The sequence below is a fragment of the Pseudomonas sp. LBUM1646 genome (genome assembly GCF_059716165.1).
In genome coordinates, this window is record NZ_CP166810.1 from 1,912,416 (window position 1) to 1,935,924 (window position 23,509).

Here is a 23,509-nt window from a genome sequence, read left to right on the forward strand (position 1 = left end):
TTCGAATGCGACGCAGAGCGTCGCGGGATGCATTTCCACGCAGAGCGTAGGAACGATCTGTCCTGAGGTAGGAAAATTAGATATGTAAACGCGACATCGAAATGTCGCGTATCGGATAGTTCGCCCTCTAACAGTGCGTTTGTCAGGCAAATTCGTTAGGCTAGCAGCCATTTTTGCGTCCGCCGCCCACAAGGCCGCTACGCGCTAAACGGGTCAGTCCTATACGGATCGACAGCATTTCCCTCACCCATAAGGGAAATCCCTCTCTAAATTCCGATTCAGTAGTGTGGTATTTCCTTAATGAAAGTGTTGAAAGGCCAGGACATCCTGGCACTTGGTTTTATGACGTTTGCCCTGTTCGTCGGGGCTGGCAACATCATCTTCCCGCCCATCGTCGGTTTGCAGTCCGGGCCGAATGTCTGGATGGCGGCGCTGGGCTTTCTGATCACGGCGGTCGGCCTGCCGGTGATCACCGTTGTCGCCCTGGCCAAGGTCGGCGGCGCGATGGATGCGTTGAGCAGCCCCATCGGTAAAGTCGCCGGTGGCATTCTGGCCGCCGCGTGCTACTTGGCTGTCGGCCCGTTGTTCGCCACGCCACGCACCGCCACCGTGTCCTTTGAAGTGGGCCTGGCGCCGCTGACCGGCGAGAGCCCGCTGGCGCTGTTCCTCTACAGCTCGGTGTACTTCCTGCTGGTGTTCTTCATCTCGCTGTATCCGGGCCGTCTGCTGGATACCGTAGGACGCTTCCTCGCACCGCTGAAGATTATCGCCCTGGCCGTGCTCGGCATCGCCGCATTCGCCTTGCCTGCCGGTGATATCGGTGTGGCCACGCCTGAATACGTAGCGGCACCGTTCTCCCAAGGCTTCATCAATGGTTACCTGACCATGGATACCCTGGGCGCGCTGGTGTTCGGCATCGTCATCGTCAACGCGATCCGCTCCCGTGGCGTCGAGTCGCCAGCCTTGATCACCCGTTACGCGATCATTGCCGGGATGATTGCCGGTGTGGGTCTGGCGCTGGTTTACGTCAGCTTGTTCCGACTCGGTTCGGGCAGCCATGAAGTGGCCGCCGGTGCCGCGAATGGTGCGGCGGTCCTGCATGCCTACGTGCAGCACACCTTCGGTTCGCTGGGCAGCGGTTTCCTCGCGGTGTTGATCTCGTTGGCCTGTCTGGTGACCGCGGTCGGCCTGACCTGCGCCTGCGCCGAATACTTCAGCCGGGTGCTGCCACTGTCCTACAAGACATTGGTCATTATCCTGGCCGTGTTCTCCCTGTTTGTGTCCAACCTGGGCCTGACCAAGCTGATCGCGTTCTCGATCCCGGTGCTGACCGCGATCTACCCACCGTGCATCGCCCTGGTGGCCCTGAGCTTCTGCAAAGACTTCTGGCGTGAACAGGGCCGCATCGTCGGTCCGGTGATGCTGGTGTCGTTCATCTTCGGCCTGATCGACGCGCTCAAGGGCGCGGGCCTGGCGGACTGGATGCCGACGCAGCTGTCGCACCTGCCGTTGAGCGAGCAAGGTCTGGCGTGGCTGGTGCCGTCGGTCATGACCCTCGTTGTGGCGGCGGCGTGCGACCGCATGCTCGGCAAGCGCGCCGAAGCTTTGGCTTAAACCTGATAGCCCGTCACAAGCGGGCTATGGGTTAAAACAGAAATGCCCCGTATCAATCGATACGGGGCATTTTTTATGGGCGTGAGGCAGTGTCTTTTCCCACGAACCAACGTCGAATCACTACCTTGCTCCTACAGGTTTCATCGTTGCCCATACATCACAGGGAATTGCATGTCGTTCATCCACGCCAACCTGATCCACCTTCTCGCCGCGCTCTGGTTTGTCATCTGCTGGGGCGGTTACACCCGTTATGCAACGTGGAAGGGCCGTGATACCGCGTGCCTGGCCAGCGTGTTGCACCTGTACCGCGAAGACTGGATGCGCCGCATGTTGCTGCGCGACAACCGCATCGCCGACGCCAGCGTGATCGGCAACCTGGAGCGTAACGCCTCGTTCTTCGCCTCCAGCACGCTGATTATCCTGGCGGGTATTCTCACGGTGCTCGGTGCCTCGGAAAGAGCGGTGTCGTTGCTGGCGGATATCCCGATGGTGCAGCAGGCGTCCCAGGGCATGTCGGAGATTAAGTTGCTGTGCCTGGCGCTGGTGTTTGTTTATGCGTTCTTCACCTTCAGTTGGTGCATGCGTCAGTACAACTTCGCCGCGATTCTGGTGGGCTCGGCGCCGATGATCGGCGAGCGGCATGTCTCCGAGCAGGAGCGCAAAGCCTTCGCGGCTCGCGCGGCGCGGGTGATTTCGATGGCGGCCAACCAGTTCAACTTCGGCCTGCGCTCGTACTATTTCGGCATGACCATGCTGGCGTGGTTTGTCAGCCCCTGGCTGTTCATGTTGATGAGCGCCGGCGTCGTGCTGGTGTTGTATCGCCGGGAGTTTCATTCGGACGTTCTCGACGTGATGGTCTATACCCCTACAGAGGCGCCATTGCCCGAAGCCAACAAAGAGGCCGCTTGATGAGTATTCCGTTCTGGTGTGTGTTTATCAGCGCATTGCTGATCTACGTGGCCCGCATGCCGGTGGCCAAGGCGATGAAAGAGCAGGGTGGTTACAACAATCACCTGCCGCGTCAGCAACAGGCGCAACTTACCGGTTTTGGCGCCCGCGCGTTGGCAGCACATCAAAACAGTATCGAAGCATTCATCTTGTTTGCAGTCGGCGTGCTGATGGCGCACACCACGCAGACGGCGGGCTGGCTGATTGATTCGCTGGCGATCATCTTTGTGATCGCACGCGTTATTTATTTGCTGTGCTATTGGGGCGATCTTGCGTGGCAGCGCAGCCTGGTGTGGATTGTTGGGTTGGTGTGTTCGTTATTGTTGATAATTAGTCCGACTTTTAGAACGGTATTGCTCTAACGGAAGATCTGCCGGATATGCAGATCAATGGGCGTGAGCCTGATGACGTTGTAACATCCGGCTTCGGTTTCTCATGGAAGGCAGTTCTTGAACGGATTTCAAACGTGTCAGCCACCACGCCGCCGACGCGGCTGGTGGGTATGGGCCCTGATGGCCGGCAGTGCGTTAGCGCAGGCCTCGCCATCCGCTGTGCCCGTCGAGCCCAAGCCCGAGTCCAGGCGATTCGGTGATTTCCTGGTTGTCCCGCCGACATCCTCAGAGAGGCTTGGTGGCTACGGACCGCAGTTGTCTATCAGTTTTCGTTCCCGCAAGTACAGGCCCTTCGGTTCCTGGGAAGTCGGGGGTGTGCGGCCGATCAAGGCGCTGAGCGAAGGTCAGCCCATGCTGTTGGCAGTCACCTCGGGCTATAGCGGCGTCGGTACGCTGCTCATCAGCGTACAAAATGGTGTGCCCTTGTCGCGCCTGTTAAGCCCAATCAACGATCTGAAACATCCCGACTGGGGCGTGCCGCAACCAGGGCGTGAGGAGGTTTTGCTGTTTAGGGAGTCCGGCCGTGCGCTGGATACCAACACCGGCGAAGTGCTGTGGTTTGACACCCGGTTCAAGGCCAAGGTCTACAGCCCTTGGGGCGCGCTGATGTCGGTGTCTCCGGACAATCGGCTGGCGGCGTTCCTGACATTCAAACAAATACTGGTCGGCGGGCGTGAGGACGGCCTTGACGCTGCCTATCAGTTGCCGGCCGATGCCAACGTCGGTGAACTGGCCGACATTTACGATGCCGCTTACGCCCAGGCAGTTCAGGCGCATAAGGACGGCCTGCCAAGCATAGATAACAAGCGTCTGGCCCAGGACATGACGATTGCTTGGTTCGCAACGCGCTTCCACTGGCAGGCCAAAAACGGCTCGTGGGAGTTGGTCGGTCGTGGCCTCGGCCCCGCATTACCCCTTTCCGAGCGCTAAGCCTGATGAAAAACTCACTAATGGGTCGTGGCGTCTTGCTGCTGATCGGTATCGCCGTGTCTCTGGGTGGCTGCGTCAGTCAGGGTGGCGGGCACGACAGGGAGTTCCTGTCCGAAAACCTGGACGCCGACCAGGCGTTGCTGACATTTGATGTCGCGTTCGCGTTGGAGCCGGATTACGAGCCGTCCCAGGGGCGGTTTTATGGCGATGACCGTATCACTTACAGTGGCTTCCCTCATATCGAGGTGCCTTATTTCCAGAAAGGCCTGGATGTCGATATGGGGCTGACCGGGCTGCCCTATATCCTGCCGATTCCTTATCCGGTGCCCAAGATCGAGACTGGGCGTAGCAAATACAAGGTGTTTGGCCAGCGGCTGGACGAACAGCACTATCGTTTCGTGGTGCCGAGCAAATCGATGTGGAACAGCGGCCACACCTTTGCATTGTTATTTCAGCGTCGTGAACGGCGGGACACCATCACCTTTCGCTTCGATCCGCAGACCTCCTGTGTATCGTCATTGAAGGTGATAACGCCGGACTACGGTTATCCATTGTCCGTCAGTGCCAAGTTTAAAAACGAGGTGGGCTGTTTGACCGTGTGTGATGGTCGGCCGGGCTATCCGGGCGATTGTGCCTTTCAGCCGCAGCCAACTAGCGGCGGATGAAGTTGCTGTAACAGTAAATTTCAGGCAAAAGAAAACCCGCACTTGGCGGGTTTTCTTTAATCACGCTAAAAACTGTTTTAGTTTTTAGGTGCTTCGGTAGGAGTGGCCGGAGCGGACTCCTGGGTAGCTGCTTTGTTCGATTCGGCCTGAGCTTTGGCAGCTTCGGCGTTTTCTTTCGCAGCGTCGTTCACTTTATCCTGAGCTTTGTTCATATCTTGCTGAGCTTGCTCAGCATGTTGGTTGGCATCTTGAGCTTTGTCCTCGGATTTTTTATCGCAGGCAGCGAGACCGAGGGAAGCGGTCAACATCAAGGCAATAGCTAAAGTCTTACGCATGGGGTGTTTCTCCTTATGGAAAATATCTACTGGCCTTTCGAGCACAGCCGTCAGCGATAAGTTCCTCATTTCATACAGATATATAAGTTTTAAGCGCGATGGAACTTTTACCTGATAACCAAATGCTTTGATCCGACACTAAGAAGAGTTCTTATCCAATGGCCGAAAACCCCGTTTTTGAGCGCGCGACGCGTTTTTTATCTGCACTGCGACATTGTCAGGTGCTTGGTTTAAGAGTTCACAGCGCGAGTACGGACGGACTAACGGTAGTCCTGCCCTACAGCCCGCAAATTGTCGGAAATCCGCAAACCGGGGTCATTCACGGTGGCGCTCTGACGTCGCTGATGGACACCGCTTGCGGCATGTCGACCCTATGCGTGTTGCCGGAATTCGAAGTCTGCCCGACCCTCGACTTGCGCATCGACTACATGCACGCCGCCGAACCCCATAAGGATGTTTACGGTTTCGCCCAATGCTACCGGGTGACCACCGATGTGATCTTCGCCCGGGGCTTTGCCTATCAGGACGACCCTGAGCACCCCATCGCCCATGTGGTCGGCACGTTCATGCGCATGGGCAAGGGCATCAAGGGCACCAAAGGCTTTGGTGGCTCCATCGCCGGAGGTGCGAAATGACCGACTCCTTCAAGGAACAACTTCAACAGGCCCATGAGCAAGGGGACTACGCCTCGCTGCTGCACTTGATTCCTTACGCCAAATTGATCGGCATCGAATGCTCGCGGGTCGGCGATGAGCTGCTGTTTCGTCTGCCGGCGAACAAGGACAACATTGGTAACCCTTTACTACCAGCGATTCACGGCGGTGTGATCGCCGGGTTCATGGAGCTCTCGGCAGCCTTGCATCTATTGATCTTCACCGGCACGCCCGGTGTGCCGAAGATCATCGACTTCTCCCTCGACTACCTGCGCACCGGGCAATTTCGCGATACCTGGGCGCGCTGCCAGGTGTGTCGGCAGGGACGGCGGGTGGCCAACGTGGCGGTGACAGCCTGGCAAAGCACCGAAGCCGAGCCGATTGCCACGGCCCGAGGGCATTTCAAAATCGAAGAGCCCTTGAAATCCTGAACTCAGCCCCAAACTCTGATGACAACCCGCCGTCGACCCTGAAGGTCGCGGCCACTGCCATCTGATTGGAGTTTGATGACCATGAGTGTGGAAACTCAAAAGGAAACCCTGGGCTTCCAGACCGAGGTGAAGCAACTGCTGCACCTCATGATCCATTCGCTGTATTCCAACAAGGAAATTTTCCTTCGCGAATTGATCTCGAACGCCTCTGACGCTGTCGACAAATTACGTTTCGAAGCCCTGTCCAAGCCTGAGTTGCTGGAAGGTGGCGCCGAACTGAAAATCCGTGTGAGCTTCGACAAAGACGCCAAAACCGTCACCCTCGAAGACAACGGCATTGGCATGAGCCGCGAAGACGCGATCACCCATTTGGGGACTATCGCCAAATCCGGTACTGCCGATTTCATGAAACACCTGTCCGGTGATCAGAAGAAAGATTCGCACCTGATCGGTCAATTCGGTGTGGGTTTCTACTCCGCCTTCATCGTCGCTGACAAAGTCGACGTGTTCAGCCGTCGTGCCGGTGCTGCTGCTTCCGAGGGCGTGCACTGGTCGTCCAAAGGTGAGGGTGACTTCGAAGTCGCCACCGTTGAGAAAGCCGAGCGCGGCACCCGTATCGTCCTGCACCTGAAATCCGGTGAAGACGAATTTGCTGATGGCTGGCGCCTGCGCAACGTGATCAAGAAGTACTCCGATCACATCGCTTTGCCGATCGAGTTGCCGAAAGAAGTGGCAGCCGTTGAAGGCGAAGAGGCTCCGGCTGTTGAGTGGGAAACCGTCAACCGCGCCAGTGCCCTGTGGACCCGTCCTCGCACCGAGATCAAGGACGAGGAGTACCAGGAGTTCTACAAGCACATCGCCCATGACTTCGAGAACCCGCTGAGCTGGAGCCACAACAAGGTCGAAGGCAAGCTGGAATACAGCTCGCTGCTTTATGTGCCGACCCGTGCTCCGTTCGACCTGTACCAGCGTGAAGCGCCGAAAGGCCTGAAGCTGTACGTGCAGCGCGTGTTCGTGATGGACCAGGCCGAGTCGTTCCTGCCGCTGTACCTGCGCTTCATCAAAGGCGTGGTCGATTCCAACGACCTGTCGCTGAACGTGTCGCGGGAAATCCTGCAGAAAGATCCGATCATCGACTCGATGAAGTCGGCGCTGACCAAGCGCGTTCTGGACATGCTGGAAAAACTGGCGAAGAACGAGCCTGAGCAATACAAAGGCTTCTGGAAAAACTTCGGCCAGGTCATGAAAGAAGGCCCGGCTGAAGACTTCGCCAACAAAGAGAAAATCGCTGGCCTGCTGCGTTTCGCTTCCACTCAGGGCGAAGAAGGCGAGCAAGTGGTCGGTCTGGCTGACTACCTGGCCCGTGCCAAGGAAGGTCAGGACAAGATCTACTACCTGACCGGCGAAACCTACGCCCAGGTCAAAAACAGCCCGCACCTGGAAGTCTTCCGCAAGAAAGGCATTGAAGTGCTGCTGCTGACCGACCGTATCGACGAGTGGCTGATGAGCTACCTCAGCGACTTCGACGGCAAGAGCTTTGTCGACGTGGCGCGCGGCGACCTGGACCTGGGCAACCTGGACTCGGAAGAGGACAAGAAAGCCGCGGAAGAAGTCGCCAAGTCCAAAGAAGGCCTGGTTGAGCGTCTGAAAACCGCACTGGGCGATTCCGTCGCTGAAGTGCGGGTTTCCCATCGCCTGACCGATTCCCCGGCGATCCTCGCTATCGGCGAGCAGGACCTGGGCATGCAGATGCGTCAGATCCTCGAAGCCAGCGGGCAGAAGGTTCCGGACTCGAAGCCGATCTTCGAATTCAACCCGGCTCACCCGCTGATCGAGAAACTCGACGCCGAACAGAGCGACGAGCGTTTCGGCGACCTGTCGCACATCCTGTTCGATCAGGCGGCACTGGCGGCTGGCGACAGCTTGAAAGACCCGGCCGCTTACGTGCGCCGTCTCAACAAGCTGCTGGTTGAACTGTCGGTTTAACTGCGTTGTACAAAAACCCGCTTCGGCGGGTTTTTTTATTCTTGAGTCTTAGGAGTTTGAGATGAGCCAAGTCACTGTGCGTTCCGTGGTCTATCAGCTTGATGGCCAGTCATACGAAAGCCGTCTGGCCTTCGATGCCGACCACAAAGGGCCACGCCCGGGTCTATTGATGGCGCCGAACTGGATGGGTATCAGCGCCGGTGCCGAAGAGATCGCCAAGTCAGTGGCGGCCAAGGGTTATGTGGTGCTGATTGCCGACCTGTATGGCCAGTTGGTTCGTCCGCAGAACGGCGACGAGGCGGGCGCGGCGATGATGCCGTTGAAGAATGACCGTGGTTTGTTGCGCCAGCGTATGCAGGCGGCGTTCGAGCAGTTGCAAGGGCAGGGCGAGGCGGCGGTCGATACCTCGAAACTGGCGACTTTCGGTTTCTGCTTTGGTGGTTGCTGCGCGCTGGAACTGGCCCGCAGCGGTGCGCCGGTGAAAGCGGCGGTGTCGTTCCATGGCTCGCTGGATACGCCGAACGTGAGCGATGCAAAAAACATCAAGGGCTCGGTGCTGGTACTGCACGGGGCGTCCGATCCGCTGGTGCCGAAAGAGCAATTGCCGGCGTTCGAAGACGAAATGAACGCGGCGGGCGTGGATTGGCAACTGCTGAGTTACGGCGGTGCGGTGCACTCGTTTACCGATCCGCACGCCAATGTGCCGGGCAAGATGATGTATGACGCGAAGACCGCAGGGCGGGCGTTTGTGTCGATGCATAACTTGCTGGATGAAGTGTTCAAGGGCTGATGATCGTGATGATCGTTCCCACGCTCCGCGTGGGAATGCAGCCCGGGACGCTCTGCGTCCCATTGGAACGCTCTGCGTCCCTAGAGGCATTCCCACGCGGAGCGTGGGAACGATCATGTCAGCGGGGCAGTTCGATCCGCTCACTTTCCCCCGGCACCGTCGGCCAATCCCCGGCCGCCCAGCGCCGGCGCGCGTCATCAATGGCCGCCGGATCGCTCGCCACAAAATTCCAGTTGACCCGCCGTGGCCCATCCAGCGGCGCTCCGCCGAACAACACGGCATGACAGTCGCTCTCGGCAAATAACGTCATCTCTTCCCCAACCGGCAACACCACCAACGAGTGCGGTTCTATCAACTCGCCTTCGAGTTGCACCTCGCCGTCCAGCACATACAGTGCGCGTTCTTCGTGTTCGGTGGGAATCAGCAACGTCGTCGCGGTTTGCAGGTTCAGTTCGGCATACAAGGTAGGAGAAAGCACCGGCACCGGCGATTTGAGGCAAAAGCCTGACCCGGCAATCATCCTAATCTTCACTCCGAGGTTATCGCTGACCGGCAACGTGGCTGCCGGGTGATGGCTGTAGTGCCCCGGACCCTGCTCATGCTCCTTCGGCGATGCCAGCCAGATCTGCAAGCCGTGCATCGTGAAGCCGCTGTCTTTCAGTGCCTCAGGCGTACGTTCAACGTGGGCAATGGCGCTGCCGGCAGTCATCCAGCTGACATCTCCGGTGCCAACAACCTGATCGGAGCCGAGGCTGTCCTTGTGCTGGATTTGCCCCTGAAACAAATAGGTGAGGGTCGACAGACCGATGTGCGGATGTTGTCGGATGTTCATGCCTTTACCCGCCGGATACCGGGTTTCGAGCATGTGGTCGAAAAACACGAAAGGCCCGACGCTGCGGCATTTGGCTGACGGCAACGGGCGAAGAATCGGCTGGCCTTCGACATCTTCGGCGCGGGGGCGGATCACGAGGGGCGGGTTCATACTGCATTCCAGGCTGGGCGGGTGATGCACAGAGCATAACCCGCCGCTGACATCGTGGTGATTACTGGCTGTCGAAGCCCTGTGGGGCGTGGGTTTCGATGGTGACGTCGGTGGTGGTCATCAGTTTATGAATCGGGCAACGATCAGCAACTCGTAGCAGTTCTTCGCGCTGGGCGTCGCTGAGCACGCCTTTGAGCGTGAGGGTAACGTGCAGGGCATATTTGCCTTTCTGCTCTTCGCTGTTGTCGCGTTTGACCTCGACACCTACGCCGGTCAGCGGGATGTCTTTCTTCTTGGCGTACATCTTCAGAGTCAGCGCCTTGCAGGCACCGAGCGCGGCGTCGAAATAGTCGTGAGGCTCCGGCGCCGAGCCTTCACCACCCGCGGAGACGGGGGCATCGGCAAACAGTTCGTGGTCATCGATCTGGACGCTGTGACGAAAGCCTTCACTGGAAACGGTATTAACGGTAACAGTCATGGGAAACCTCATCGGCAGTAGGAAAAGTCATTCGAGCAAAAACGGACCCTGAAGGTATAGAGCATGTGTGCTGTGCTGCGTTCCACTTTCTTGCCGGCTGAACCCTGGTTGGCGCTGTGGGGTCTATGTCGCTAATGCCCCCGGAGATTGCCCGTGCCCCAGACTCGCTTGTGCCTCGCCTGGTTGTTGATGCTTTGCAGCGCATCCGCTAACGCCCGCGAATACGCCTACAGCGATGCGCACCTGCATTACGTGGATTTCTTCCAGGAAACGGCGGGAATGCCGACCTTGCTCAAGGCGATGGCTGACAACTCCATTGATCACGTGATGATTTCCGGCATCCCGGTAGCGAAGAAATGGCATGAAGACGAACCCAAGCGCCCGCGCTACTACGCCGGTGACGACGCCGATGCCTATTGGTACAGCGCAACCGATGTGATCGTTGCTGCTGCGGTGAACAAGCTTACGCCCGAGCAACGTCAGCGTTTTCACCCGTTCCTGTCAGGCTTCAACCCCAACGATAAAAACTCCGAGGCGCACATCCAGCGCATGCTCGATCTCAATCCGGGGCTGTGGCAAGGCATCGGTGAAGTCTTTACCCGGCACGATGACCTGACGGCGCTGACCTCCGGCGATACGCCGCGCGCCAACAACGAGGCGATGACGCGGATCTATCACCTCGCCGCCGAGAACGACCTGCCGGTGATGCTGCATTCCAACATCACCTCCAAGCGTGAGAAAAATCCGTTGTACCTCGCGGAAATCGAAGAGCCGCTGCGTAATCACCCGCACACCCGGTTTATCTGGGCTCACGCCGGTACCAGCGTCGAGATCCATCGGCACCAGACGCAGCTGGATTTTCTGTTGCCGACCCTGACCCGAATGCTAGAGGCGTACCCGAACCTGTTTATCGACCTGTCGTGGAGCATGCTCACCCCGTATCTATTGGATGAGCAGGGCAAACCTCGGGAGGAATGGCTGAAACTGGTGGAGCGCTTCCCGGAGCGATTCATGCTCGGTTCGGATGTGGTGGGACGTTTCAACAAGCTCGGTCAGGAAATGCGCAGCTTTAATCCGTTTCTCGACGCCTTGCCGGAGGACGTTGCGCGAAAAGTCGCGCGGGACAATTTTCTGTTGATCCTGCCGCGCGCCGTGCGCTGAATCGTTACCGCCCGAGTATCGAAGTAGTAAGGCGTTTTGATATCACGTTTTGGTCTTACGCAAAATTTCCCGGGGCCGATACCGTCTACAGCAACCCGCTGCAGGGATATGCAGTGTTTATTGGAAGGAACCAGAGCAATGAGTATCCGAAGTCTCAATATTGCGCCGCGCGCGAGCCTGGGTTTTGGCCTGCTGGCGTTGATGGTGTTCGGTCTGGGGGCGTTCGCCTTGCAGCAAATGTCGAGCATGCGGGCTCAATCCGATCAGGTCGATAACAACTGGCTGCCCAGCGTGATGGCCGTCGGGGAAATGAGTCAGGACATGTTGCGGCTGCGCGCCTTGACCATGCGCCTGCTGATCAACCGCGATCCGCAAGCACTGGCGCAGAATGTCGGCAAGCTCAACGAACTCAAAGGTGTTCTCGGTGATGCACAACAACGCTATAACGCGTTGATCGTGCTGCCCGAGGAGCGCTCGCTGTTTGATCGCTTTAAAGCGTCCGAGCAAAAGTACCTGCAATTTCAGGGGCAGGTGATGAACCTGTCCAGCCAAGGGCGGGTTGAGGAGGCGGCGGTCATCGTCAACGGCGAAATGAGCCCATTGGCCGATGACATCGCAGTCACCCTCAAATCCCTGGTGGAATTGAACAAGCAGAATGCCAACCTGGCAACCGAAGCGGCGCGTCTGGTGTTCAGCAGTTCGCGGGTCTGGGTCGGGGTGATGGTTGGGATCGCGGCGCTGATGACCATCGGCCTGGCAGTGCTGCTGACCCGCAGCATCGTCTTGCCGTTGTCCCAATCGTTACGCGTAGCCGAAGTGGTGGCGGGCGGCGACCTGACCGGCGACATCAGCATCACCGGCAAGGACGAGCCGGCGCGGTTGCTGCACGCGCTCAAGAGCATGCAGCAGAGCCTGCGCGAGACCATTCGGCGCATCTCCGACTCATCCAGCCAATTGGCTTCGGCTTCGGAAGAACTCAGTTGCGTCACCGAAGACGCCACCCGTGGCTTGCACCAGCAGAGTCTGGAAATCGAGCAGGCTGCCACGGCGGTCAATCAGATGACGGCGGCGGTGGAGGAAGTGGCGAGTAATGCGGTGGCCACCTCCGAAGCGTCTCGTGAGTCTGACCGGATTGCCCAGCACGGCCGTGAGCAAGTGCATCAGACGGTGCTGTCCATCGAGTCCCTGGCGGACGATGTCACCGCCAATGCGACCCAGGTCGAGGACTTGGCGCAAAAGGTCTATGGCATCAGCAAGGTGCTGGATGTGATTCGCTCGATTGCCGAGCAGACCAATTTGCTGGCCCTGAACGCGGCGATCGAAGCGGCACGTGCCGGTGATGCCGGGCGTGGTTTTGCCGTAGTGGCAGATGAAGTGCGGGCGCTGGCCCATCGCACGCAGCAGTCGACCCAGGAAATCGAGCAGATGATCAGCGGCATCCAGCAAGGCACCGATTCTGCCGTCAGCTCGATGCAACAGAGCAATAGCCGGGCGCGTTCTACCCTGGAAGTGGCGAAGGCCGCAGGTATCGCGTTGGAAGAGATTGCTTCGGCGTTCACCTTGATCAACGAGCGCAACATCGTGATCGCCAGTGCCTCGGAGGAGCAGGCTGCGGTGGCGCGAGAGGTGGATCGTAACCTGATGAACATCCGTGACCTGGCGTTGCAGACCTCGGCGGGGGCGAACCAGACCAGTGCGGCGAGTCAGGAGTTGTCGCGGTTGGCGGTGGATTTGAACACGATGGTGGCGCGGTTTTCGGTCTGATTGACGATCTACAGATCAAGATCAAAAGATCGCAGCCTTCGGCAGCTCCATGGGAATACATTCCGATCGTTCCCACGCTCAGCGTGGGAACGATCAGCAAAAAAAAGCCCCGCAATCGCGGGGCTTCTCATGTCGATCCGGATCAGCTGCCTTTGACAGCCTTGCCGTTGACCGTACCGTCGAGGAGCATGATGTTGTACTCCTTGCCGTCGGTTTCAACCTGTTGCAGGCGGACCAGAAGGTAATCCCAGTCCTTGGCGAACCACATCACGGTGATGCGTTTGCTTTGTGTCGGATCGCGCACGCGCTCGACCTTGATCGCATCGATCTGGCCGGCCTTGGTGTCGACTTTTTCCGAACCCAGCACGCGGAAGTCATAGGTATCGACTTCGCCATCATCGACGACCTGGTAGCTCATGCTTTTCTTGCCAGCGGCCACGTCGTGTTGCAGGGCCAGCTGATAAGTGGATTTGTCGACCATGCCGCGGTTGAGCGGGATCTTGACCGCGTCACCGCGATCGGTGCCGGTGACCATTTTGGTGGTCCAGTCGAAGTCCAGGTCAGCCTTCTTGGCTTTGCCCAGGCCACCACGTTCGAAGTGGTAGGACTGAGGCAACAAGGTGTCCTTGTCCAGGGTCAGGGTGCTTTGTTCGGACAGGCTGGCGATCATCATCGATGCCTTGAAACTGAGTGTCCAGACACCGTTGGCGCCCTTGGTCAGGCTGCGTTCGGCGGTGCCGCTCATGGGCAGCTGTTTCCAGTCGGCGGTGTAGCTGGCGGAGAAAGGTTGAAGGTCTGCGGCCTGCGCGAAGGGCAGGGCGAGCAGAGCGCAAGCGAAGAGCAAGGCGCGACGCATAATATCTCCTAGGTTCGAATCAAGTGGCCGCTGGCCGCGAGTAACTTTTCATCCAGTAAAGCACCTTGTTCGCCGAGGGATAAACGCCCTTCGGCAAACCAGCGTACGGCCATCGGGTAGATCAGGTGTTCCTGAACGTGGACCCGCTGCGCCAGACTCTGCGGCGAATCGTGCAACTCTACCGGTATTACTGCCTGTACGACCAGAGGTCCGCCATCGAGTTCCTCGGTAACAAAGTGCACGGAGCAGCCATGCTCGGTGTCTCCGGCCTCCAAAGCGCGCTGATGAGTGTGTAACCCTTTGTATTTGGGTAGCAGCGAGGGATGGATGTTGAGCAGGCGACCCTGATAGTGGCGCACGAAACCAGCGCTGAGAATGCGCATGAAGCCGGCGAGTACCACGAGTTTAGGGTTGAAGGCGTCGATCAGTTCGATCAGCGCGGCATCGAAGGCCTCGCGGCCTTCGAAAGCCTTGTGATCCAGGGAGCGGGTATCGATACCCGCGTCCCTGGCGCGTTGCAGGCCGAAGGCATCGGCGCGGTTGGAAATCACCGCAGCGATGCGGGCCGGGCTGTCGCCGGTCCGCGTGCTGTCGATCAAGGCCTGCAAGTTACTGCCGGTGCCGGAGAGCAGCACCACGACATCACAGGTGGCGGACATTAGTGCGCCTTAAGGTTCTTCAGTTCGACCTGAGCCGCGCCTTCGGCAGCGGTGGAGATCTGACCGATCACCCATGGCTGCTCGCCGGCTTCACGCAGGACGTTCAGGGCGGTTTCAACGTGCTCTTGAGCCACGCAGATAACCATGCCGACGCCGCAGTTCAGCACGCGGTGCATTTCGTTTTCGTCGACGTTGCCTTTCTCTTGCAGCCAGTCGAACACCGCAGGGCGGGTCCAGCTCGCGACGTCAACGACGGCTTGAGCGCCTTTTGGCAGCACGCGCGGGATGTTGTCCAGCAGGCCGCCACCGGTGATGTGGGCCATGGCTTTGACGGCGCCGGTTTCCTTGATCAGCTTGAGCAGCGGCTTCACGTAGATACGGGTCGGGGCCATCAGCAGGTCGGTCAGCGGTTTGCCGTCGAGCTGGATGTTTTCGATGTCGGCACCGGACACTTCGATGATCTTGCGGATCAGCGAGTAGCCGTTGGAGTGCGGGCCGGAAGACGGCAGGGCGAGCAGGGCATCGCCGGCAGCGACTTTGGAGCCGTCGATGATTTCGGACTTTTCCACGACGCCGACGCAGAAGCCGGCCAGGTCGTAGTCTTCGCCTTCGTACATGCCAGGCATTTCAGCGGTTTCGCCGCCAACCAGGGAGCAGCCGGACAGTTCGCAACCGGCGCCGATGCCGGTCACGACCTGGGTCGCGGTTTCGACGTTGAGTTTGCCGGTAGCGTAGTAGTCGAGGAAGAACAACGGCTCGGCGCCGCACACCACCAGGTCATTGACGCACATGGCGACCAGATCGATGCCGATGCTGTCGTGCTTGTTCAGGTTCAGCGCCAGGCGCAGCTTGGTGCCCACGCCGTCAGTGCCGGAAACCAGCACTGGCTGCTTGTAGCCGGCCGGGATTTCGCAGAGGGCGCCGAAACCGCCCAGGCCGCCCATGACTTCCGGGCGCGCAGTGCGCTTGGCGACGCTCTTGATGCGTTCGACCAATGCTTCACCGGCGTCGATGTCTACACCGGCGTCCTTGTAGCTCAGGGAGGGTTGCTTGCTCATGATCCAGGCCTTTAGGGGGGATTCAGGGGTAACGACCGAGTCCAGTGGGACCGCCGAAACAAACGAAGGCGAGTGCCTGCGCGAATTCCAGGGTGCCCGGCTGTTGCCGGTCTGCGAAGGCGCGCGATTTTATCAGGCTTGAGAGGCAGCGGCCATCCTCAGGCCGACGGCAGGGGCATATCGGCTGAAAAAAACCATTATTGCTCGCGTGAGTGACGTCTCTCATAGCTGTATAAGGTATCGCCATTAACCGTCTATCGTTATGGCAGTGCGAAAAACTTATCGAGGTCGGGTGAATGTTTTGCGCGGGGTGGTGGTCACAGCCTTGCTCTATACGTTCACGCGGCCAGTTCCAGCCGCTCTTGTCGTCAGGAATCTTCCATGCGTTTTTTTTCTAAATGTCTATTTGCCGGTTGTTTGTCGCTTGTCACCCTGGCGAGTCATGCCGAACCGGTGAAAAACCTTTATCAGGTCCGTCAACCGGTCAGCGGCCAGAGCCCGGAGATCCGCGATCAGGCGACCCAGGCGGCGCTGGATACGCTGGTGTTGCGCCTGACCGGTGATCCCAAGGCTGTGCAAAACCCGGGGTTGGCGGCGATCCGCAAGGACCCGCAGCAAATCATCAGTCAGTACGGCTTTGATGCCGGGCCGCCGGAAGTGCTGAAGGTCGATTTCGACCCGGCCACCACCGATCAGGCACTGCGTCGTGCCGGGCTGTCGTTGTGGGGCGCGAATCGGCCGTCGATCCTGGGTTGGTGGTTGAATGACTCCACCGAGGGTTCGAGCCTGGTGGGTGATGGCCAGGCCAGCGCCGCGCCATTGCGGCGTGCGGCGCAACACCGGGGTTTGCCATTGCGCTTGCCGCTGGCAGATTTGAGTGAGCAACTGGTGGCCACGGCGCCAAATCTTGAAGGCGCCGATGCAGCCCCGTTGCGCGGTGCATCGGAACGCTACAACGCGGACGCCTTGCTGGCGGTGCATGCCCATGAAGAGGGCGGCCAGTGGCAGGCCAAGTGGCATTTGTGGCTGGGCGACCAGAAAGAAGCGGGCACTGTGCAGGGCGCGGACCAGGCTGGTGTGACCGATGCGGTCATGCTGGCGGTGGCGGAGCGTCTGGCGCCACGGTTTGTGGTCAAGGCTGGCGCTTCGGGCGAACAATTGCTCGAAGTGCAGGGCATGAACCTGGAACACTATGCGGCGCTGGGGCGATTGCTCGATCCTTTTGGCGCGCGCCTAGTCAGTGTCGACGGCGATCATGTTGTTTATCGGGTCAACGGCAGTGCCGAGCAGTTGCGCTCGCAGTTGTCGCTGGCGAAGTTGCAAGAGGTTCCGGCCGGTGAAGCGCCTGCGCCTGTCACGCCGGTGGCGCCTGCGGCCGACGGTTCGGCGCCCGTCGCAGCACCGACTCCGGCACCGGTGCCGCAACTGCGATTCCGTTGGTAAGGTTTTCTTTCTTTATATAGAAGCATGGGGAGTTGTACATGGCCGATACGCGGCGGTGGTTCTGGTTGGGTGGGGTGGTTCTGCTCTGCGTTTTTGTCTGGCTGTTGCATCCGATCCTGACACCATTCCTGGTGGCGCTGCTGTTGGCCTATCTGTTCGATCCCCTGGTGGATCGCCTGGAGAAGGCCGGTCTGTCACGGACCTGGGGCGTGGTGGCGGTGTTTGCGCTGTTCACCTTGATCTTCACCACGTTGCTGCTGGTGTTGGTGCCAATGCTCGCCAAGCAGTTGTTCCGTTTGTACGAACTGGCGCCGCAAATGCTCGATTGGTTGCAGCACACCGCACTGCCGTGGGCGCAATCGAAGTTTGGCCTGTCGGATAACTTCTGGAAGTTCGACAAGCTCAAGGCTGCGATCAGTGAGCACATGGGCCAGACTACTGACATTGTCGGCGTGGTACTGAGCCAGGCGACGGCTTCCGGGCTGGCGTTGATCGGCTGGCTGGCGAATCTGGTGTTGATCCCGGTGGTGAGCTTCTACCTGCTGCGCGACTGGGATCTGATGATGGCCAAGATCCGCAGCCTGTTGCCCCGTGATCGCGAAGAGCGCGTGGTGACCCTGGCCGGCGAATGCCATGAAGTGCTCGGGGCATTTGTACGCGGGCAGTTGCTGGTGATGCTGGCGCTGGGCGTGATCTATGCGGCGGGCCTGATGTTGCTCGGGCTGGAGCTGGGGCTGTTGATTGGCTTGATTGCCGGTCTGGCGGCGATTGTGCCGTACATGGGGTTTGTCATCGGGATTGGCGCGGCGCTGATTGCCGGTCTGTTCCAGTTCCATGGCGACCTGTATCCGATGCTCGGCATCGTCGCGGTGTTCATGGTCGGGCAAGCGCTGGAAGGCATGGTGCTCACGCCATTGCTGGTCGGCGACCGGATCGGCCTGCACCCGGTGGCGGTGATTTTCGCGATTCTGGCCGGTGGCGAGCTGTTCGGTTTCACCGGCGTGCTGCTGGCGCTGCCAGTGGCGGCGGTGATCATGGTGCTGGTGCGCCATGTGCATGATTTGTATAAAGATTCGGATATGTACAGCGGTGTCGACGAACCCGAGCTATAAGCTGGCCTGATCGCTCGTGGCGGGCGGCCTGGTTCCCAGCCAGGTTGGCCCGCTTCCCTCTCGCGGCTGTCACATGCGCCGCCAAAGAAACTGTCACAAAACCAGTGCATTAACGCAAACCTTTGATTTTGCTTGTGGTCTGCCGCATTGTGCGGGCTGCCTCACGGGTATAAACTTCGCAAACTTTACACAGAGGCCACTAACGGTTCCTTTGGAACTGTTCAGTCAGCATGAAACCGATTCAGCTGCCCCTAGGTGTGCGTCTGCGTGATGACGCTACCTTTATCAATTACTACCCAGGCGCCAATGCCGCTGCACTCGGCTATGTCGAGCGGCTATGCGAAGCCGACGCCGGCTGGACCGAAAGCCTGATTTACCTTTGGGGCAAGGACGGGGTAGGGCGCACGCACTTGTTGCAGGCCGCCTGCCTGCGTTTCGAGCAAATGGGCGAACCGGCGGTATACCTGCCGCTGGCCGAGTTGCTGGATCGCGGCATTGAAATTCTCGACAACCTTGAACAATACGAACTCGTCTGCCTCGATGATCTGCAAGCCGTCGCTGGCCGGGCGGATTGGGAAGAGGCGCTGTTCCATCTGTTCAATCGTCTGCGTGACAGCGGTCGGCGTTTGCTGATTGCCGCTTCGACCTCGCCGCGTGAACTGCCGGTGAAGCTGGCGGATCTCAAATCGCGCCTGACCCTGGCGTTGATCTTCCAGATGCGTCCGCTCTCCGACGAAGACAAATTGCGCGCCTTGCAACTGCGCGCATCCCGTCGCGGTTTGCACCTGACCGACGAAGTCGGGCACTTCATCCTGACTCGCGGGACCCGCAGCATGAGTGCGCTTTTCGAGTTGCTTGAGCGCCTCGATCAGGCCTCTCTTCAGGCGCAACGCAAGCTGACCATTCCCTTCCTGAAAGAAACGCTAGGCTGGTAAATCCAAGGTCTGTAGCGGGTTTTGGCAAGTTTCAGGCGCCAGAAAATTCGCTTTCCTACAGGGTTGCAGGCTGCGCAAACATTCAAAATGGACTTAAGCGCTTAGATGTAAACGAGAAACCGAGAAGTCACAAAAAGATCGATTGAATTTGCAAATGAGGTTGATAGCGGGCATAGTCTCGGCTTCTTTACAACCATCAGCCACGGTCGTGCCCATGCTAAATCGCTTTGCACCCCTCGTGCCTCTCGCACTCGTCACCCTGTTGTTCGGTTGCGCTGCTCACTCTCCAGTGTCCCAGCAAGAGCAACAACAGCAGGTTAAAAACTCAGTTACCGCCCAATCTTCCGTCCTTTATCAGGACGCTCTTTATCAGGAAGAGACGGCTACCGAAAAAGAACTGGCAAGCTTCGCCGACGGCAAGTCTTACCAGCTTCCGGTTCTGGCCGACAGCATCCTCGAACGTGGCATGTCCCTGATCGGTACCCGTTACCGTTTCGGCGGTACCTCTGAAGCCGGTTTCGACTGCAGCGGTTTCATCGGCTACCTGTTTCGTGAAGAGGCCGGTATGAACCTGCCACGCTCCACTCGCGAAATGATCAACGTGGATGCCCCGCTGGTTTCGCGCAAGAACCTGAAGCCTGGCGACTTGCTGTTCTTCGCCACCAACGGTCGTCGCGGTCGCGTCAGTCACGCCGGGATCTACCTTGGTGACGACCAGTTCATCCACTCCAGCAGCCGCAAAAGCGGTGGCGTGCGGGTCGATAACCTGGGCGACAGCTACTGGAGCAAGACCTTCATCGAAGCCAAGCGCGCACTCGCGATGGCTCCGACTGTAGTCACTGCTCGCAAGTAAGCACACTTTATGTAAGGCGAACTTAAAGTCTTACTTGAAGTTTGGCGCATAGGCGCTAGAATCCTGATCTATTATTGATGGCAAACCGCCTGCGCCCTGCGCAGGCGGTTTTCTTTTCTGTCCTTCCGGCAGAAAAAGCCGCAGCCAGATCAGGATGCTCTGCTTATGACGATGTCGGCCCGCCTCACCCTGATGTTCTTCGCAGCGCTGCTCAGCGCCTGCGCCAGCCGTACACCACCGCCGTCTTCGCCGGTGGTTCGCGCTCCGATTGTTTTCAGTACCTCTCAATCATTCTCGCCTGAAGCAGAAGATGTGTTGTTCCGCGCCCTCGGCCTGGTCGGCACGCCGTATCGCTGGGGTGGCAACACGCCGGATTCCGGGTTCGATTGCAGCGGCCTGATCGGTTACGTCTACCGTGACGTTGCCGGCATTTCCCTGCCGCGCACCACCCGCGAGATGATCAGCATGCAAGCGGCCAATGTCGGCAAGGAAGGCCTGCAAACCGGCGACCTGATTTTCTTCGCCACCAACGGCGGTTCCCAGGTCAGTCATGCCGGGATCTACGTCGGTGAAGGGCGCTTCGTCCACGCGCCGGCTACTGGCGGCACGGTGAAACTCGACAGTCTGTCCAAAGCCTACTGGCAGAAAGCCTACCTGAGCGCCAAACGTGTTTTGCAACCTGAGCACCTGGCGCGTAATCAGTAATTTTTCCGGCAGAGGTTGTCATGACCGCTCGCACGCTTAACCTCGACGATTCCCTGTATCAATACTTGCTCGACGTTTCCCTCAGGGAAACGCCGCTGCTCAAGCGTTTGCGCGATGAAACCCAGGCGCTGCCGATGGCGCGCTGGCAGGTGGCGCCGGAGCAGGGGCAGTTCCTCGCCTTGTTGGTCAAGCTCACTGGCGCCAGGCGTTTGCTGGAAGTCGGCACCTTCACCGGTTACAGCGCCTTGTGCATGGCGGCGGCGTTGCCGGATGACGGTTCGCTGATCTGTTGCGATATCCCCGGCGACTACAACGCCACCGCGCAGCGTTACTGGCAGGAGGCGGGTTTGGCCACGCGCATCGACCTGCGCCTGGCGCCGGCGCTGGACACCCTCGCGCAACTGGAGCTACCAGGGCAGTTCGATCTGGTCTTCATCGATGCCGACAAGGCCAACTACCCGAGTTATCTGGAACACGCCCTGCGTTTGCTGCGGGTAGGTGGTTTGGCGGTGTTCGATAACACCCTGTGGAGCGGGCGGGTGCTGGAGAGCAATCCCGAGAGCGCCGACACCCGGGCGATCCAGGCACTGAATCGAGCCTTAAAGGATGACGCGCGGGTGGATTTGTCGTTGTTGCCGATTGGCGATGGGTTGACGCTTTGCCGCAAAAGGTAAGTGCCTATTGAAAAGATCGCAGCCTTCGGCAGCACCTACCTACATGGAGTGATGAAGACTGCGATTTTTTTGCGTTTATTTAACCGCCGAAACCCGCCACACCTTGTTCCCCACATCATCCGCCACCAGCAAGTCTCCCTGCTGATTGATCACCACACCCACCGGCCGGCCCAAGGCGTTTTCATCCTTATCGAGGAAACCGGTCAGCACATCCACCGGTTGCCCGGTCGGCTTGCCCGCCGTGAACGGTACGAAAATCACTTTATAGCCGCTGTGCGGTTTACGGTTCCACGAGCCGTGCTGGCCGACGAATGCGCCGTTGGTGAACGGTGCCGGCAGCTTGCTGCCTTCGGCAAAGGTAAAGCCCAGCGAGGCGGTGTGCGGGCCGACGGCGTAATCCGGGGCGATGGCCTTGGCCACCATGTCCGGGTTCTGCGGCTCGACGCGCACATCGACGTGCTGCCCGTAATAGCTGAACGGCCAGCCATAGAACGCGCCGTCCTTGACCGAAGTGATGTAGTCCGGCACCAGATCGCTGCCGATCTCGTCGCGCTCGTTGACCGAAGTCCAGAGTGCGCCGCTGCTGGGTTCCCAGCCCATGCCATTGGGGTTGCGCAGGCCCGAGGCGAAGATCCGGTGGTTGCCGGTGGCGCGGTCGACTTCCCAGATCGCTGCCCGACCTTCTTCCTTGTCCAGGCCGTTTTCGCCGACGTTGCTGTTGGAGCCCACGGTCACGTAGAGCTTGCTGCCGTCCTTGCTGGCGATGACGTTCTTGGTCCAGTGGTGATTCAGCGTGCCGCCCGGCAAGTCGATGACCTTCATCGGCTCGGACTTGATCGCGGTATCGCCGGTTTCATAGTGAAAACGCAGCAATCGATCGGTGTCGGCGACGTACAGATCATTGCCGACCAGGGTCATGCCGAACGGCGAGTTGAGGTTTTCCAGGAACACCGTGCGGGTTTCGGCCACGCCATCGTGGTCCTTGTCCCGCAGCAGTGTGATGCGGTTCGGGCTCGGCACGCCGGCACCGGCGCGGCCCATGACTTTCTTCATCACCCAGCCGCGAATGCCTTTGCTGTCATCAGGCTTGGGCGGCGCGTTGGTTTCGGCCACCAGCACATCACCGTTGGGCAGCACGTAGAGCCAGCGCGGGTGATCGAGGTTTTCGGCAAATGCCGCCACCTGCGTTCCCGCCGCAGCCGTGGGTTTGGCGCCGGCCGGCCAGCCGATCGCCGGGGCGATGTTCACCGTCGGGATCAGGGTTTTGTTCGGTTCTGGCAGCTTGGGTGATGGGCCGGTGCCGTCCGTGACTTGCAGGCTGGAGGTCTCGCCGCAGGCAACAAGCCCTCCGGCGAGCGCGATGACGATAACGAGCTGGGGCTTGCGCATGCTGATCTTCCCTATGAATGCACTGATTTAATCTAGAGAAGTAAACAGCCGCGATGGTTCAACCCATCAGCCACGGGCCTCTTTGAGCAGCACGGCGATGCCGGGGTGATAGTGGCCGGCTTCGTTGCGCAACTTGCGGTAGGCGTAAGGGAAATACCAGGCGACGGCGCAGGTGTGTTCCTTTTGCAGGTCGTCGACCATGTCCTGGAGTTCTTCCGGGGTGGCGCTTTGCTGGGCCTTTTGCGGGGCGACGAACAGGCAGCCGAGTTTCAGGTCGCTGGCGAAGCTGATGCGCTTGGCGTCGCTGGTGATATCCGCCAATGCCTGTGTCAGGTTCAAGCTGTTGACCCGCGGCCAGCGTTGGCTTGTCTGCAACCAGGCACGCTCGTCGCTGGTGGCGATAAACAGATCGGCGCGCCCGTTGCGTTCGCCTTCTTCGGTCTGTTTGCGGGTCGGCGCCTGTTGCAGCGTGACCATTTCCGCCATCCAGGCCGCCGCGGAAAGCAGGCCACGGTTGGCGTTTTCGTCAAACCAGTACGGCGCATCGTTATCGCCGCGCACGGCGTTGTAACGGTCGATACAGTCAAACCAGCGTTCCAGCAGCGGGCGCAGGAATTCCAGCTTCGGATTGCTGATGATCATGCCTTGCATGTGGCTCACCCTTGTTATTGTGTTGTGAGATTGTGGCTCTTTGAT

25 protein-coding genes are annotated in these 23,509 nt (G+C 59.2%); 17 read left to right on the top strand and 8 right to left on the bottom strand.

Annotated features, from left to right (window positions below):
- The first annotated feature begins 300 nt into the window (after positions 1 to 300).
- The 5 genes from brnQ to ACA071_RS08540 all read left to right on the top strand — a co-directional run bounded on the left by brnQ (position 301) and on the right by ACA071_RS08540 (position 4,549).
- Entirely contained in the window at positions 301 to 1,614 is a 1,314-nt protein-coding gene (gene brnQ / locus ACA071_RS08520; RefSeq protein ID WP_497643934.1) for a branched-chain amino acid transport system II carrier protein, read from the top strand.
- A 171-nt stretch (positions 1,615 to 1,785) separates the two neighbouring features.
- Positions 1,786 to 2,523 carry a DUF599 domain-containing protein gene (locus ACA071_RS08525; RefSeq protein ID WP_133836535.1) on the top strand — a complete coding sequence of 246 codons (738 nt, stop codon included), beginning with the start codon at positions 1,786 to 1,788 and terminating at the stop codon, positions 2,521 to 2,523.
- Positions 2,523 to 2,924: an MAPEG family protein gene (locus tag ACA071_RS08530; protein ID WP_497643935.1), complete on the top strand. Its 402-nt coding sequence runs from the start codon at positions 2,523 to 2,525 to the stop codon at positions 2,922 to 2,924. The genes ACA071_RS08525 and ACA071_RS08530 overlap by 1 nt, the downstream gene beginning before the upstream one ends.
- Positions 2,925 to 3,209: 285 nt before the next feature.
- Entirely contained in the window at positions 3,210 to 3,884 is a 675-nt protein-coding gene (locus ACA071_RS08535; RefSeq protein ID WP_497643936.1) for a hypothetical protein, read from the top strand.
- 35 nt (positions 3,885 to 3,919) lie between these two features.
- A complete protein-coding gene (locus ACA071_RS08540; protein ID WP_497643937.1) occupies positions 3,920 to 4,549 on the top strand; it encodes a hypothetical protein in 630 nt (209 codons plus the stop codon).
- A gap of 77 nt (positions 4,550 to 4,626) precedes the next feature.
- Here the strand turns inward: ACA071_RS08540 and ACA071_RS08545 are convergent, their stop codons facing one another.
- Complete coding sequence (locus ACA071_RS08545; RefSeq protein WP_475267077.1) at positions 4,627 to 4,884, bottom strand: hypothetical protein; 258 nt, start codon at positions 4,882 to 4,884, stop codon at positions 4,627 to 4,629.
- A gap of 158 nt (positions 4,885 to 5,042) precedes the next feature.
- On the opposite strand from ACA071_RS08545, the gene ACA071_RS08550 reads away from it, so the two are divergent.
- The 4 genes from ACA071_RS08550 (at position 5,043) to ACA071_RS08565 (ending at position 8,744) form a co-directional block, all read left to right on the top strand.
- On the top strand, positions 5,043 to 5,519 hold the full coding sequence (locus ACA071_RS08550) for a PaaI family thioesterase (protein WP_497643938.1): 477 nt from the start codon (positions 5,043 to 5,045) through the stop codon (positions 5,517 to 5,519).
- Positions 5,516 to 5,968: a PaaI family thioesterase gene (locus ACA071_RS08555; RefSeq protein ID WP_497643939.1), complete on the top strand. Its 453-nt coding sequence runs from the start codon at positions 5,516 to 5,518 to the stop codon at positions 5,966 to 5,968. The genes ACA071_RS08550 and ACA071_RS08555 overlap by 4 nt, the downstream gene beginning before the upstream one ends.
- Positions 5,969 to 6,049: 81 nt before the next feature.
- Positions 6,050 to 7,954, top strand: a complete 1,905-nt coding sequence (gene htpG / locus ACA071_RS08560) for a molecular chaperone HtpG (RefSeq protein ID WP_497643940.1) — start codon at positions 6,050 to 6,052, stop codon at positions 7,952 to 7,954.
- 61 nt (positions 7,955 to 8,015) lie between these two features.
- Positions 8,016 to 8,744, top strand: coding sequence for a dienelactone hydrolase family protein (locus tag ACA071_RS08565; RefSeq protein WP_497643941.1), 729 nt, complete (start codon positions 8,016 to 8,018; stop codon positions 8,742 to 8,744).
- A 118-nt stretch (positions 8,745 to 8,862) separates the two neighbouring features.
- On the opposite strand, the gene ACA071_RS08570 is transcribed toward ACA071_RS08565, so the two are convergent.
- Both ACA071_RS08570 and ACA071_RS08575 read right to left on the bottom strand, forming a co-directional pair.
- Positions 8,863 to 9,726 carry a pirin family protein gene (locus ACA071_RS08570; RefSeq protein ID WP_497643942.1) on the bottom strand — a complete coding sequence of 288 codons (864 nt, stop codon included), beginning with the start codon at positions 9,724 to 9,726 and terminating at the stop codon, positions 8,863 to 8,865.
- A gap of 61 nt (positions 9,727 to 9,787) precedes the next feature.
- Positions 9,788 to 10,204: an OsmC family protein gene (locus ACA071_RS08575; RefSeq protein WP_497643943.1), complete on the bottom strand. Its 417-nt coding sequence runs from the start codon at positions 10,202 to 10,204 to the stop codon at positions 9,788 to 9,790.
- A gap of 147 nt (positions 10,205 to 10,351) precedes the next feature.
- Here ACA071_RS08575 and ACA071_RS08580 point away from each other — a divergent pair, with 147 nt between their 5' ends.
- Together ACA071_RS08580 and ACA071_RS08585 are read left to right on the top strand one after the other, a co-directional pair.
- Positions 10,352 to 11,365 carry an amidohydrolase family protein gene (locus ACA071_RS08580; RefSeq protein ID WP_497643944.1) on the top strand — a complete coding sequence of 338 codons (1,014 nt, stop codon included), beginning with the start codon at positions 10,352 to 10,354 and terminating at the stop codon, positions 11,363 to 11,365.
- Positions 11,366 to 11,503: 138 nt separating this feature from the next.
- A complete protein-coding gene (locus ACA071_RS08585; RefSeq protein ID WP_497643945.1) occupies positions 11,504 to 13,129 on the top strand; it encodes a methyl-accepting chemotaxis protein in 1,626 nt (541 codons plus the stop codon).
- Positions 13,130 to 13,271: 142 nt separating this feature from the next.
- Here the strand turns inward: ACA071_RS08585 and ACA071_RS08590 are convergent, their stop codons facing one another.
- The 3 genes from ACA071_RS08590 to purM are packed head-to-tail and all read right to left on the bottom strand — an operon-like array spanning position 13,272 to position 15,702.
- Entirely contained in the window at positions 13,272 to 13,985 is a 714-nt protein-coding gene (locus tag ACA071_RS08590; protein WP_403020937.1) for a DUF3108 domain-containing protein, read from the bottom strand.
- Positions 13,986 to 13,993: 8 nt separating this feature from the next.
- On the bottom strand, positions 13,994 to 14,644 hold the full coding sequence (purN, locus tag ACA071_RS08595; protein ID WP_497643946.1) for a phosphoribosylglycinamide formyltransferase: 651 nt from the start codon (positions 14,642 to 14,644) through the stop codon (positions 13,994 to 13,996).
- Positions 14,644 to 15,702: a phosphoribosylformylglycinamidine cyclo-ligase gene (gene purM / locus ACA071_RS08600; protein WP_008148639.1), complete on the bottom strand. Its 1,059-nt coding sequence runs from the start codon at positions 15,700 to 15,702 to the stop codon at positions 14,644 to 14,646. The genes purN and purM overlap by 1 nt, the downstream gene beginning before the upstream one ends.
- Before the next feature lie 381 nt (positions 15,703 to 16,083).
- On the opposite strand from purM, the gene ACA071_RS08605 reads away from it, so the two are divergent.
- From ACA071_RS08605 to ACA071_RS08630, 6 genes are all read left to right on the top strand, one after another.
- Complete coding sequence (locus ACA071_RS08605; RefSeq protein ID WP_497643947.1) at positions 16,084 to 17,145, top strand: DUF2066 domain-containing protein; 1,062 nt, start codon at positions 16,084 to 16,086, stop codon at positions 17,143 to 17,145.
- A gap of 38 nt (positions 17,146 to 17,183) precedes the next feature.
- Positions 17,184 to 18,257, top strand: coding sequence for an AI-2E family transporter (locus ACA071_RS08610; RefSeq protein WP_497643948.1), 1,074 nt, complete (start codon positions 17,184 to 17,186; stop codon positions 18,255 to 18,257).
- A gap of 230 nt (positions 18,258 to 18,487) precedes the next feature.
- Positions 18,488 to 19,192 carry a DnaA regulatory inactivator Hda gene (hda, locus tag ACA071_RS08615; RefSeq protein ID WP_054049492.1) on the top strand — a complete coding sequence of 235 codons (705 nt, stop codon included), beginning with the start codon at positions 18,488 to 18,490 and terminating at the stop codon, positions 19,190 to 19,192.
- A 214-nt stretch (positions 19,193 to 19,406) separates the two neighbouring features.
- Complete coding sequence (locus tag ACA071_RS08620; protein WP_497643949.1) at positions 19,407 to 20,045, top strand: C40 family peptidase; 639 nt, start codon at positions 19,407 to 19,409, stop codon at positions 20,043 to 20,045.
- A gap of 165 nt (positions 20,046 to 20,210) precedes the next feature.
- Positions 20,211 to 20,750, top strand: a complete 540-nt coding sequence (locus ACA071_RS08625; RefSeq protein ID WP_497643950.1) for a C40 family peptidase — start codon at positions 20,211 to 20,213, stop codon at positions 20,748 to 20,750.
- A gap of 20 nt (positions 20,751 to 20,770) precedes the next feature.
- Complete coding sequence (locus ACA071_RS08630; RefSeq protein WP_497643951.1) at positions 20,771 to 21,424, top strand: O-methyltransferase; 654 nt, start codon at positions 20,771 to 20,773, stop codon at positions 21,422 to 21,424.
- A 75-nt stretch (positions 21,425 to 21,499) separates the two neighbouring features.
- On the opposite strand, the gene ACA071_RS08635 is transcribed toward ACA071_RS08630, so the two are convergent.
- The gene (locus ACA071_RS08635; RefSeq protein WP_497643952.1) at positions 21,500 to 22,813 is read right to left on the bottom strand and encodes a PQQ-dependent sugar dehydrogenase; all 1,314 of its coding nucleotides are present in this window, start codon (positions 22,811 to 22,813) and stop codon (positions 21,500 to 21,502) included.
- Between the two features lie 66 nt (positions 22,814 to 22,879).
- Entirely contained in the window at positions 22,880 to 23,464 is a 585-nt protein-coding gene (locus tag ACA071_RS08640; protein WP_497643953.1) for a hypothetical protein, read from the bottom strand.
- Between the last annotated feature and the right edge of the window lie 45 nt (positions 23,465 to 23,509).

Excerpts from the sequence above, each read along its gene's own strand:
- brnQ (WP_497643934.1), top strand. The coding sequence starts at position 301 with ATGAAAGTGTTGAAAGGCCAGGACATCCTGGCACTTGGTTTTATGACG.
- ACA071_RS08525 (WP_133836535.1), top strand. The coding sequence starts at position 1,786 with ATGTCGTTCATCCACGCCAACCTGATCCACCTTCTCGCCGCGCTCTGG.
- ACA071_RS08530 (WP_497643935.1), top strand. The coding sequence starts at position 2,523 with ATGAGTATTCCGTTCTGGTGTGTGTTTATCAGCGCATTGCTGATCTAC.
- ACA071_RS08545 (WP_475267077.1), bottom strand. The coding sequence starts at position 4,884 with ATGCGTAAGACTTTAGCTATTGCCTTGATGTTGACCGCTTCCCTCGGT.
- ACA071_RS08550 (WP_497643938.1), top strand. The coding sequence starts at position 5,043 with ATGGCCGAAAACCCCGTTTTTGAGCGCGCGACGCGTTTTTTATCTGCA.
- ACA071_RS08555 (WP_497643939.1), top strand. The coding sequence starts at position 5,516 with ATGACCGACTCCTTCAAGGAACAACTTCAACAGGCCCATGAGCAAGGG.
- htpG (WP_497643940.1), top strand. The coding sequence starts at position 6,050 with ATGAGTGTGGAAACTCAAAAGGAAACCCTGGGCTTCCAGACCGAGGTG.
- ACA071_RS08565 (WP_497643941.1), top strand. The coding sequence starts at position 8,016 with ATGAGCCAAGTCACTGTGCGTTCCGTGGTCTATCAGCTTGATGGCCAG.
- ACA071_RS08570 (WP_497643942.1), bottom strand. The coding sequence starts at position 9,726 with ATGAACCCGCCCCTCGTGATCCGCCCCCGCGCCGAAGATGTCGAAGGC.
- ACA071_RS08575 (WP_497643943.1), bottom strand. The coding sequence starts at position 10,204 with ATGACTGTTACCGTTAATACCGTTTCCAGTGAAGGCTTTCGTCACAGC.
- ACA071_RS08585 (WP_497643945.1), top strand. The coding sequence starts at position 11,504 with ATGAGTATCCGAAGTCTCAATATTGCGCCGCGCGCGAGCCTGGGTTTT.
- ACA071_RS08590 (WP_403020937.1), bottom strand. The coding sequence starts at position 13,985 with ATGCGTCGCGCCTTGCTCTTCGCTTGCGCTCTGCTCGCCCTGCCCTTC.
- purN (WP_497643946.1), bottom strand. The coding sequence starts at position 14,644 with ATGTCCGCCACCTGTGATGTCGTGGTGCTGCTCTCCGGCACCGGCAGT.
- purM (WP_008148639.1), bottom strand. The coding sequence starts at position 15,702 with ATGAGCAAGCAACCCTCCCTGAGCTACAAGGACGCCGGTGTAGACATC.
- ACA071_RS08605 (WP_497643947.1), top strand. The coding sequence starts at position 16,084 with ATGCGTTTTTTTTCTAAATGTCTATTTGCCGGTTGTTTGTCGCTTGTC.
- ACA071_RS08610 (WP_497643948.1), top strand. The coding sequence starts at position 17,184 with ATGGCCGATACGCGGCGGTGGTTCTGGTTGGGTGGGGTGGTTCTGCTC.
- hda (WP_054049492.1), top strand. The coding sequence starts at position 18,488 with ATGAAACCGATTCAGCTGCCCCTAGGTGTGCGTCTGCGTGATGACGCT.
- ACA071_RS08620 (WP_497643949.1), top strand. The coding sequence starts at position 19,407 with ATGCTAAATCGCTTTGCACCCCTCGTGCCTCTCGCACTCGTCACCCTG.
- ACA071_RS08625 (WP_497643950.1), top strand. The coding sequence starts at position 20,211 with ATGACGATGTCGGCCCGCCTCACCCTGATGTTCTTCGCAGCGCTGCTC.
- ACA071_RS08630 (WP_497643951.1), top strand. The coding sequence starts at position 20,771 with ATGACCGCTCGCACGCTTAACCTCGACGATTCCCTGTATCAATACTTG.
- ACA071_RS08635 (WP_497643952.1), bottom strand. The coding sequence starts at position 22,813 with ATGCGCAAGCCCCAGCTCGTTATCGTCATCGCGCTCGCCGGAGGGCTT.
- ACA071_RS08640 (WP_497643953.1), bottom strand. The coding sequence starts at position 23,464 with ATGCAAGGCATGATCATCAGCAATCCGAAGCTGGAATTCCTGCGCCCG.